The 11,220-nt window shown below is 45.1% G+C and carries 7 protein-coding genes; all 7 read left to right on the top strand.

What is annotated here, in order from left to right; genetic code table 11:
* The first annotated feature begins 349 nt into the window (after nt 1–349).
* The 7 genes from OCK74_RS19000 to OCK74_RS18970 all read left to right on the top strand — a co-directional run bounded on the left by OCK74_RS19000 (nt 350) and on the right by OCK74_RS18970 (nt 11,203).
* Nucleotides 350–1,708 (top strand): glucoamylase family protein, encoded by a 1,359-nt coding sequence (locus tag OCK74_RS19000; RefSeq protein ID WP_279298659.1) that lies wholly within the window; start codon nt 350–352, stop codon nt 1,706–1,708.
* Between the two features lie 169 nt (nt 1,709–1,877).
* Nucleotides 1,878–3,554: a family 43 glycosylhydrolase gene (locus OCK74_RS18995; protein ID WP_279298658.1), complete on the top strand. Its 1,677-nt coding sequence runs from the start codon at nt 1,878–1,880 to the stop codon at nt 3,552–3,554.
* Between the two features lie 68 nt (nt 3,555–3,622).
* On the top strand, nt 3,623–5,911 hold the full coding sequence (bglX, locus tag OCK74_RS18990; RefSeq protein WP_279298657.1) for a beta-glucosidase BglX: 2,289 nt from the start codon (nt 3,623–3,625) through the stop codon (nt 5,909–5,911).
* Nucleotides 5,912–5,922: 11 nt separating this feature from the next.
* A complete protein-coding gene (locus tag OCK74_RS18985) occupies nt 5,923–6,078 on the top strand; it encodes a hypothetical protein (protein WP_279298656.1) in 156 nt (51 codons plus the stop codon).
* A 301-nt stretch (nt 6,079–6,379) separates the two neighbouring features.
* Nucleotides 6,380–7,726, top strand: a complete 1,347-nt coding sequence (locus tag OCK74_RS18980; RefSeq protein WP_279298655.1) for a glycoside hydrolase family 88/105 protein — start codon at nt 6,380–6,382, stop codon at nt 7,724–7,726.
* A gap of 110 nt (nt 7,727–7,836) precedes the next feature.
* Nucleotides 7,837–9,810 carry an alpha-L-arabinofuranosidase C-terminal domain-containing protein gene (locus OCK74_RS18975; RefSeq protein WP_279298654.1) on the top strand — a complete coding sequence of 658 codons (1,974 nt, stop codon included), beginning with the start codon at nt 7,837–7,839 and terminating at the stop codon, nt 9,808–9,810.
* A gap of 61 nt (nt 9,811–9,871) precedes the next feature.
* The gene (locus OCK74_RS18970; RefSeq protein WP_279298653.1) at nt 9,872–11,203 is read left to right on the top strand and encodes a rhamnogalacturonan acetylesterase; all 1,332 of its coding nucleotides are present in this window, start codon (nt 9,872–9,874) and stop codon (nt 11,201–11,203) included.
* Nucleotides 11,204–11,220: the final 17 nt, after the last annotated feature.

The following is an 11,220-nucleotide window of genomic DNA, read 5'->3' as shown; positions in this document are numbered from 1 at the left end:
AGGGGAGGTAAAATCTCTATAACAGTATACCCTCAGGGGTTACTTAGACCTAAATTGTACGCTCACCCTTTTTCACTGATGGACTCAAAACTACCCAGACCTTCTCGACTCCTCTCAAAAAATACTGCTTCAAAAAACAAACATAGGAGACCTTACTGCAGTGTAACTCCATAGGAACTCCCTAGTAACTCCCTGTCTACTCCGTATCAACTGCGCTCCAACAGCCCATTAACTTCAAACTCCAAACTCCAAACTCATCCCTCATCTACCATCTATCTTCTTACTTGCAGCATCCTGGCCAAAAAAAGCATCTTATATTAAGTTGAATCTTCATTAAACGATTATGCTCATGAGAAAGCTTAAGACGTTTGTCTTTTATCTGACCATCGTAGCAGTGTTCAATGCCTGCTCAGTTTCTAAAAAAGCAGCCACACAACCTGGCATCCCCAAAGAGTATGATGCCATTTACAATGACGTGCAGCACACTACTTTTCAATATTTCTGGGATGGGGCAGAACCCACCAGCGGACTTGCCCGCGAGCGTTTCCATGTAGACAATATTTATCCCCAGAACGACAAGAATGTAGTCACCATCGGAGGCGGTGGGTTTGGTGTAATGGCTATATTGGTAGGCATTGAAAGAGGGTATATCACCCGTCAACAGGGTGTAGATAGGTTAGAGAAGATCGTTAGCTTCCTCCAGAAAGCTGATCGCTTTCACGGCGCTTGGCCGCACTGGTTATATGGTGAGACCGGCAAGGTAAAGCCCTTCGGTACTAAAGACGATGGAGGCGACCTGGTGGAATCTGCTTTTATGATCCAGGGCCTGTTATCTGTGCGTCAATATCTAAAGGATGGCAATGCCCAGGAAAGAGCGCTGGCTGCAAAAATTGACCAGCTCTGGAAGGAAGTAGACTGGAACTGGTATCGCAATGGACAAAATGTACTGTATTGGCACTGGTCGCCAAACTATGCATGGGAAATGAACTTCCCTGTAAAGGGTTACAACGAATGCCTCATTATGTATGTGTTGGCCGCATCTTCACCTACACATGGAGTGCCTCCTGAGGTATACCACGAAGGCTGGGCACAGAATGGAAAGATCAAGGACTCCATAGTTCGGTATGGCTTCACCTTGAAACTGCACCACCAGGGCGACCCTCCCAATGGCGGCCCTCTCTTTTGGGCCCATTACTCCTACCTGGGCCTCGATCCCCGTGGCCTTAAAGACCGCTATGCAGATTATTGGGAGCACAATAAAAATCAGGCACTCATCAACCGGGCCTGGTGTGTGGAGAATTCCAAGGGGTTTAAAGGTTATGGCCCCGGTAGTTGGGGACTGACTTCCAGTTATTCAGTTAAAGGTTATGCAGGGCATGCTCCTGATGAGAAAAATGACCTGGGAGTGATTGCCCCCACCGCAGCTTTATCTTCCATGCCCTATACACCAGAATACTCCATGCAGGCTATGAAACATTGGTATGAAAATTTAGGCAATTCTGTCTACGGCATTTATGGGTTTTATGATGCCTTCAGCGAAACCGACAACTGGTTTCCGAAGTGGTACCTTGCTATCGACCAGGGACCCATAGTTGTAATGATGGAAAACTACCGTACCGGATTATTATGGAACCTCTTTATGAGTTGCCCTGAAGTACAAAGCGGTTTAAAAAAACTAGGATTCGAAAGCCCGCAACTGAAGGAATAATAATTGAATAAATTATAAGTAATAAAGTGTATTTCAATCAAAACGGTAAGTCATATCAATTCCTAAAAATCCAGGTTGAAAAATGAAAAACATTAATTGCTTGCGAACATTAGTTAGTCTGCTTTATCTGTGTTGCCTTCAGTCGCTAACCCATGCCCAGTCAACCCAAATGAATACCTATTGTAATCCGCTCAATGTGGATTACACCTACATGATCTACAATGCATACAATAATATTTCCTATCGCTCTGGTGCAGACCCGGCCGTGGTTCGCTTCAGGGATGAATATTATATGTTCGTTACCCGTTCCCTGGGCTACTGGCATTCCACCGACCTGTTGAACTGGACTTTTATCAATCCTGAAAAATGGTATTTCCAGGGCTGCAATGCGCCTGCAGCTTTTAATTATAAAGATTCTGTATTGTATGTTGCCGGCGATCCCTCCGGCTCCATGAGCCTGCTCTATACCGACAATCCGAAAAAAGGAGACTGGAAGGCTGTGCTTGGTATATTAAACGACCTCCAGGACCCCGACTTGTTCTTAGACGATGATGGAAAGGCATACATGTTTTGGGGATCATCCAATGTCTTCCCCATCAGGGCTAAGACATTGGATAAAGAACAAAGATTCCGTCCGTCAGACTCAACCTACGCCTTGTTCAACTTGGATGGTAAAAAACATGGCTGGGAACGCTTTGGGGAGAACCACTCCGATACCGTTCTTGGTGGATACATTGAAGGTCCTTGGCTCACCAAACACAACAACAAGTATTATATGCAGTATGCCGCTCCCGGAACGGAATTCAACGTCTATGGTGATGGTGTATACATAGCCGATGCTCCGCTTGGCCCTTACCGTTATGCACCCAATAATCCCATTTCTTATAAACCGGGCGGATTTATGAATGGTGCCGGGCATGGCAGTACCGTAGTAGGCCCAGGGGGAAGGTACTGGCATTTCGCATCCAATGCTGTTGCTGTTAACGTCGGCTGGGAAAGACGTCTTTGTATGTTCCCCACCTATTTCGACAAGGACGACCTGATGTATTGTGATACCTATTTTGGCGACTATCCCCACTTCGCTCCGGCAACCGCCTCATGGCCTTTCGGGGGCAGCGGCGATAAGTCAGGCACCTTCACCGGCTGGATGCTGCTCTCTTATAAAAAGCCGGTAAAAGCATCTTCCCAATTAGGCGAATATGCACCCGAACGTATGTTGGATGAAAGTGTAAAGACATTCTGGATAGCAGAAAAGAATGATGACAAGCAATGGATAGAGATCGACCTGCAAAAGCCGGCTAAAGTGCATGCCATACAGGTGAATTACCACGATTACAAGTCCGACATGTATGGAAGAATACCCGGCCTTCACCATCGATATGTAATTGAAGGTTCTACAGACGGCAGGAACTGGATAAGATTGGTAGACCGCGAAAACAGTTTTAAGGATACGCCTAACGATTACGTAGAATTAAGTATTCTTCAAACGGTCAGGTACATACGCTATCGTAATATTCATGTTCCAACACCTTACCTCTCCATTTCCGGTCTTCGTGTCTTTGGCATGGGTACAGGCAAAGCGCCGGCTGTAGTAAAGAACTTTTCGGTGCAACGTAAGACTGACCGCAGGGATGCCATGATTAGCTGGAACAAATCTCCCGACGCGCAAGGTTATAATATCCTCTGGGGTATCGCTCCTGATAAGCTATACAGTTCGTGGATGATATACGACAATAACTCCCTAGACCTGAAAAGCCTGACCGTAGACCAGTCCTATTATTTTTCAATTGAAGCCTTCAATGAGAATGGTATTTCAACAAGAACGAAACCTGTGAGAGTAGAATGAAGGAACGTTGTAATTTCAAGAACACATAGATCATAATGAACCATACGTAAACTCTTAAAAGTCGCTATATGAAACTTTCAAGAACCCTGCTTATTACAATGATTGCTGCCGCTTCATTAAATGCAGTCGCCCAAAATACCCAGGATGCCCAAATGAATCGTTTCGTCAGCAGCCTGATGGCTAAGATGACACTGGATGAAAAGATCGGCCAATTGAATTTACCTGGTGCCGGGGATATTACCACAGGGCAGGCCTCAAGCTCAAACATTGCCCAAAAGATAAAAGATGGTCAGGTAGGTGGCCTGTTCAATATCAAAGGAGTGGAAAAGATAAGGGACGTTCAGAAAGTTGCTATGGAAAACAGCCGCTTAAAGATTCCTCTGATCTTCGGTATGGATGTGATCCATGGGTATCAAACAGTCTTCCCCATCCCTTTGGGTCTTTCCTGTAGCTGGGATATGCAGCTGATCGAGCGCACTGCCCGCATTGCCGCCATTGAATCCAGTGCAGATGGCATCTGCTGGTCCTACTCACCTATGGTCGACATTGCCCGCGATCCGCGCTGGGGCCGTATAGCCGAAAGCAATGGTGAGGATCCTTACCTGGGCTCCCAAATAGCCAAAGCAATGGTAAAAGGTTATCAGGGCGATGACCTCTCCAAAAACAACACCGTTATGGCTTGCGTCAAACACTTTGCTCTCTACGGGGCCGTCGAAGCTGGCCGTGATTACAATACTACCGACATGAGTCATGTTCGGATGTATAATGAATACTTTCCTCCTTATAAAGCAGCCATAGATGCCGGTGTAGGAAGTGTGATGTCTTCTTTCAATGAAATAGATGGCATTCCTGCCAGCGCCAACAAATGGCTGATGACCGACGTATTGCGCAAACAATGGGGCTTCAAGGGATTTGTGGTAACCGACTACACTGCGATTAACGAAATGATCGACCACGGTCTGGGTGACCTGCAAACAGTGTCTGCTCTGGCACTAAAAGCAGGTATAGACATGGATATGGTAGGAGAGGGGTTCCTGACCACCATCAAAAAGTCTTTGCAACAAGGAAAAGTTACACAAGCCCAAATAGATGCTGCTTGCCGCCGCATTCTGGAAGCCAAATACAAATTGGGCCTGTTTAAGGATCCATACCTCTATTGTGATCCCCAAAGGGCAAAAACAGAAGTATATACCGATGCCTTCCGCAGGGAGGCTCGCCAGATTGCCGCTCAAACATTTGTTTTATTGAAAAACCAGAACAATGTATTGCCGCTGCAGAAAAAAGGAACTATTGCGCTCATTGGCCCCTTGGCCAACAACAAAGAAAACATGCCTGGTACCTGGAGCGTAGCCGCCGACTTTTCCAAGGCTATATCGCTCATGGATGGAATAAAGAGCGTGGTGGGCAGCCAGGTAAATATTGTGACTGCCAGGGGTGCTAATATAGTCACAGATACAATGCTCGATGCAAGAATAGGAGTATTTGGCAAATCTACCCAAAGAGATCCTCGCCCCGAATCTGAAATGATAGCTGAAGCGGTTCGTGTAGCGAGTGGTGCCGATGTAATTGTTGCTGCCATGGGTGAATCTGCTGAAATGAGTGGCGAAAGCTCCAGCCGGTCCGATATCAACCTGCCCCAAAATCAACAGGAATTGCTGAATGCCTTAATGAAAACAGGCAAGCCTGTAGTCCTGGTTCTGTTTACCGGTAGACCCCTCGCCCTGAAATGGGAAAGTGAAAACATTCCGGCTATTCTGAATGTTTGGTTTGCTGGAGGCGAAGCTGGTTACGCCATTGCTGATGTTTTGTTCGGCGATGTTAATCCTTCTGGTAAACTCAGTACAACTTTTCCGCAGAATCTGGGACAGGTTCCTATTTACTATGCTTATAAAAACACCGGCCGGCCGCTGCCTCAAGGCAAATGGTTCCAGAAGTTCCGCTCCAATTACCTGGATGTATCTAATGAGCCGCTCTATCCTTTTGGGTATGGTTTAAGCTATACCACCTTTACCTATGGCGATCTGAAACTAAGCAGCTCAACACTGAAAGGTGCCCAGACTTTAAAGGCCTCCATTTCTGTAACCAACTCAGGAAACAGGGATGGAAAAGAAGTCGTGCAATTATACATCCGCGACATAGTGGGCAGCATCACACGACCTGTGAAGGAACTAAAAGGATTTCAGAAAGTTGACCTGAAGGCTGGTGAAACAAAAACGGTCACCTTCAACATTACCCCCAACGACCTGAAATTTTACAACTACGAGCTAAAATATGACTGGGAGCCCGGTGAATTCGAAATTATGATAGGTGGCAACTCCCGGGATGTGAAATCTGCAAAAGTAAACTGGACAAAATAAATTAAAGTTCAATGGTTAATGTCTGGTTACTGGTCCTGGTGTTCATGGGCTTTACAGGGAAAATTCAAGGCTTGCAAACGCCCGGCTTGGACCGCATGGCTAATACCTTTAAAAAACAATCGACTACCGCAATGATAATCGATATCAAGGAACCTATTAATAAATGATTTAATCTCAATCTTCCTGAATTCAGGTGATGATAACGATTGGATATAAAACAGGATAGCGCAGGATAGATTACCCTTCATAAAACAATAGCTTTAACGGCATTTTTCAAAAATTGCCAGTCATTTGAAAAAGCAGATATTGCAATGAGGTGCTGGCTGAGTAATATTAAATTTCTTATCTCAAATTTTATTTCCCATATGAAAAAGCTTGTCATGGAAACGTTATTTTCTGTTCTCGCTTTTGGTGCTCTTCGGTGGGAAAGTTTATTCTTTACATCTAAACATTAAAAGACGCGGTACAATGAAAAAATACATCTTCTCTTTTCTATTGCTTTCAGGTGCAGGTGCTGTCCATGCACAGTATGTAACTGCAAAAGGCAACGATGCTACCACACCATTACATCTTTTAAAACCGGATTATCCGGTTCCTTATGGCGCGCCATCTGTTGAGGCCGTGAAGGAAGTGCTGATTCGAATACACCATTATCTGGATTCTACTACTCCGGCAAAATTTGTCGATCGTCGTACAGGTGCTGAAGTGAAGAATGTTTCTGCCCCTGATACCAACATCGCTTTCAAGCAGGGCGACTTCCGCCTTACCAGCTATGAGTGGGGTGTTACCTATTCAGGCATGTTACTGGCTACTGAAGCTACTGGAGATAACCGTTTTGCTGATTATACCAAAGAGCGTGTAAACTTTATTGCAGATGCAGTCCCTGCATTCCGCACCTTATATCAAAAAAATCCAAATCCAGCTAATCCATTACGCCAACCAGTCGCTCCGCATGCATTGGATGACGTCGGTGCTGTTTGCGCGGCCATGATTAAAACCTTGCGCGCCGGTGGAAAGGCCAGCATTCGCCCACTGGTGGATAGTTACATGGATTATGTTTCAAACAAAGAGTTCCGCTTGCCCGATGGTACACTGGCGCGTAACAGGCCTCAGAAAAATACCCTTTGGCTCGATGACCTGTACATGAGCGTCCCCGCCTTGGCCCAAATGGGCAAGTTGACCGGGGATAAAAAATATTATGATGACGCCGTAAAACAGATCCTGCAGTTTTCAAAGCGTATGTTTAATCCAGGGAAAGGTCTCTACATGCATGGCTGGGTGCAGGATATGGAAGTGCATCCCGAATTCCGTTGGGGCCGTGCCAATGGTTGGGCTTTAATGGCAATGACAGAGTTGCTGGATGTGCTGCCCGAAACACATGAAGGAAGGAAAGCCGTACTGGAGCAATTCAAGGCTCATGTAAAAGGACTGGCCCAGTATCAAAGCAGCAAAGGCTTCTGGCATCAGCTATTGGACAGGGATGATTCTTACCTGGAAACATCAGCTACGGCTATTTACGTCTATTGCATTGCACGTGCCATCAACAAAGGTTGGATTGACAAGATGGCTTATTCGCCTATGTGCTTGTTGGGTTGGAATGCAGTGGCTACCCAGGTAAACAAAGCAGGCCAGGTTGAGAACACTTGTGTAGGAACAGGTATGGGCTTTGACCCTGCCTTCTACTACTACCGTCCTGTAAATGTTTTTGCAGCGCATGGCTATGGTCCCGTAATACTGGCAGGTGCAGAGGTCATTAACATGTTGAAGAACTACACATTCGACATCAATGATAGTTCTGTACAGTTAAAGAAATAAACAACTATGAACAACCAATAACCCTTTTCAAACTTTAAACAAGCAAAGCTCTTTCCTCTTCATGTGAGTTTAATAGAGGAATTCATCGCGCAGGAGTAACCATAAAAGAAATGAAAAATAGGAATTCAAAAATATGTACCTCTTTATTCGTATTATGTTTGATCATGCACTTTGCTGCACTCGCACAAAAGAAATTGACGGTACTTGCAAATAAACCGGTTGCTCCTGTTGCTCCTACAATGTGGGGCGTTTTCTTTGAAGACATCAACTTTGGTGCTGATGGCGGCCTCTATGCCGAACTGGTGAAAAATCGCTCGTTTGAATTCTTGAACCCTATGATGGGTTGGAAGGAACTCAAACAAAATGGTAAAGGAAAAACCCTCATCATCAACCGCGGAAATGAAAAACCTGCAAATCCCCGCTTTGCCCGCATCACTGTCGATAGTGCCCAATACGGCTTGTCGAATGAAGGCTTCCGCGGTATGGGCATTCAAAAAGGAAAGCAATACAACTTTTCTATTTTGGCGAAAAAGGGCGACGGCAACATAAATGTGATGATTGAACTTGTGAACGCAACCGGCAAAAAGATCGGATCAACTTCCCTTTCTAACTTTTCTGGTGAATGGACAAAGCAAACAGCTTCCTTCACCACAACAGATACAGCCGTCAAAGGCAGGCTCAATGTCCTGTTTGAAGGCAATGGTTTCATTGATGTGGACATGATTTCTTTGTTCCCTCAAGAAACCTGGAAGAACAGACCTAACGGTCTTCGTGCCGATTTGGTGCAAATGCTGGCCGACCTGAAGCCTGGATTCATCCGCTTCCCCGGAGGCTGCATTGTAGAAGGTCGTGAATTGCAAAATCGTTACCAGTGGAAGACAACAGTGGGACCTATTGAGGACCGTATGTCGATCATGAACCGCTGGAACGTGGAGTTTAGAGCACCCAGGAATGCACCTGATTACTTCCAGTCCTTTGGGATAGGCTTTTATGAGTATTTCCAATTGGCAGAAGATATTGGTGCTGAGCCCCTGCCTATTCTGAATTGCGGTATGGCTTGCCAGTACAACACTGGAGAGGTGGCACAAATGGATCAACTGGATCCATATGTTCAGGATGCTTTGGATTTGATAGAGTTTGCCAATGGTGCTGTCACGACAAAATGGGGAAAGGTGCGCGCCGATATGGGCCACCCCGCACCTTTTAACCTGAAATACCTGGGTATTGGCAATGAACAGTGGGATGAACAATACATTGAACGTTACAAAGAATTTGAAAAAAATTTGCAGCAAAAGCATCCTGAGATCGTATTGGTAGGCTCCGCTGGACCCTCACCGAATGGACCCCGTTTCGATTATGCATGGAAGGAATTCAAAGGATCAAAGGCTGGACTAATTGACGAACATTATTACCAAAGTCCCGAATGGTTCTTTAAAAATGCTACGCGCTACGACAATTATGATCGCAAAGGTCCCAAGGTCTTTGCCGGTGAATATGCTGCCCACGGCAAAGATGATACAGTCACTGAATCAAAAAATACCTGGTTCAGCGCTTTGGCAGAAGCTGCTTTTATGACCGGTCTGGAACGCAATGCAGATGTAGTCAAAATGGCTTCTTATGCCCCTCTGTTTGCGCATGTGGAGGCATGGCAATGGCGCCCCGACCTGATTTGGTTTGATAACCTCCGCACAGTAGGAACGCCAAATTATTACGTACAAAAACTGTTTGCGAATAATAAAGGAACCCACGTGATTCAGGTACTGCAGGATGGTAAAGTGTTAGCAGGAAAAGACAGTATCTATGCAAGTGCTGTATTGGATAAAACATCCGGTGAAGTGATCATCAAACTGGTAAATGCGGCAACCGCTCCCACCTCTTACGAGATCAGTCTTGCTGGTGTGAAACTCAATAAGAATAGAGCGACCATTGAAGTGCTTACTTCGCCTGATGCTTATGCATATAACACATTAGACCAGCAGAAGAATATTTATCCTGTTCAAAAAACGATGGGCATTAAAGGAAACAACATCAATGTTTCCTTACCACCAATGTCATTGAATGTAATAAAAGTAAGTATCAGATAAAATGATAAATAACTTAAATAAATAGCACGCAGATACTGCATTAAAATAACTAGTACGAACTATGATGACTTCTTTTGCAAAATACGCTTTACTCTTTGTCGCCTCTTTCGTTTCCTACGCACACGCACAAACAACATCCTACAAATTCGACTTTGGCTCAGGTAAACCGCAGAAAGGATATATACAGGTACAACCGACAACTGTTTACAACCCGCAAACTGGTTATGGTTTCGATTATGGATCATCTGTTATTTCCAAGAGTTACACAGGCAACGATGCCCTGAAAGACGATTATATCACAAGCGATAAACCTTTTTACTTTTCTGTCAAACTTCCCGAAGGTAACTACAATGTAAAAGTGCTTCTGGGCGATCAGAAAGGGACATCTGTTACGACCATCAGGGCAGAGTGCAGAAGACTGATGGTGGAAAAAGCAGTAACAACAAATGGAAAGTTTACCACCCAGGAATTCACTGTTCATGTAAAAGACAGCATCATCCGGAGCTCAAATGGTAAAGTGCATCTCAAACCTCGTGAGGCAACTTACCTGCACTGGGATGACAAGCTGACCCTGGAATTCAACAATACCGCACCTAAAGTTTGCGCCGTTGAAATTACCCCGGCAAAAGACTTAACTACTGTTTTCCTGGCGGGTAATTCTACCGTGGTTGATCAGGCCAATGAGCCTTGGGCAGCTTGGGGACAGATGATTCCTGCATTTTTCAAGCCCGGTAAAATAGCCATTGCCAACTATGCTGAATCTGGCGAAACACTCAAAGCTTTTAAGGGAGAAAGACGCTTGGAAAAGATCTGGAGTATGGCCAAACCTGGCGATTACCTGTTCATCGAATTTGCACACAATGATCAAAAGCCCGGTGGTAACCATTTGGATCCCTTCACTACCTATAAAGCAACCTTAAAGGAATGGATAACCGAAGCAAGAAAACGCAACATCACACCCGTTCTGGTAACGTCCATGCATCGCAGGAACTTTGATTCTTCAGGACTTATTGTGAATACATTACTCGAATACCCGGACGCAATGCGCCAAACGGGTAAGGAAGAAGGTGTAGCAGTGATCGACCTCAATGCTATGAGTAAAACCCTGTACGAAGCCTGGGGGCCGGTAAAGTCTATTAAAGCTTTTGTACATTATCCGGCCAATTCCTTTCCCGGCCAGACTGAAGAACTGAAGGATAACACACACTTTAGTACTTATGGCGCCTATGAGCTGGCTAAATGTATTGTGAATGGCATCAAACAAGCTAATCTTCCTATTGCAAAATATTTAAAAGACGCATCTATTTTCAATCCGGCAAGTCCGGATCCCGTAGAGAACTGGAACTTGCCAATGAGTGCATTCACTGGTGATAAAAAGCCGGACGGTAATTAATGATCAATAGAAAGCCC

The sequence above is a fragment of the Paraflavisolibacter caeni genome (genome assembly GCF_025628885.1).
GTDB classification, from domain to species: Bacteria; Bacteroidota; Bacteroidia; order Chitinophagales; family Chitinophagaceae; genus Flavisolibacter; species Flavisolibacter caeni.
Note: the sequence above shows the minus strand (reverse complement) of the source record. Positions and strands in the feature narration are given on the sequence as shown.

Excerpts from the sequence above, each read along its gene's own strand:
- OCK74_RS19000 (WP_279298659.1), top strand. The coding sequence starts at position 350 with ATGAGAAAGCTTAAGACGTTTGTCTTTTATCTGACCATCGTAGCAGTG.
- OCK74_RS18995 (WP_279298658.1), top strand. The coding sequence starts at position 1,878 with ATGAATACCTATTGTAATCCGCTCAATGTGGATTACACCTACATGATC.
- bglX (WP_279298657.1), top strand. The coding sequence starts at position 3,623 with ATGAAACTTTCAAGAACCCTGCTTATTACAATGATTGCTGCCGCTTCA.
- OCK74_RS18985 (WP_279298656.1), top strand. The coding sequence starts at position 5,923 with ATGGTTAATGTCTGGTTACTGGTCCTGGTGTTCATGGGCTTTACAGGG.
- OCK74_RS18980 (WP_279298655.1), top strand. The coding sequence starts at position 6,380 with ATGAAAAAATACATCTTCTCTTTTCTATTGCTTTCAGGTGCAGGTGCT.
- OCK74_RS18975 (WP_279298654.1), top strand. The coding sequence starts at position 7,837 with ATGAAAAATAGGAATTCAAAAATATGTACCTCTTTATTCGTATTATGT.
- OCK74_RS18970 (WP_279298653.1), top strand. The coding sequence starts at position 9,872 with ATGATGACTTCTTTTGCAAAATACGCTTTACTCTTTGTCGCCTCTTTC.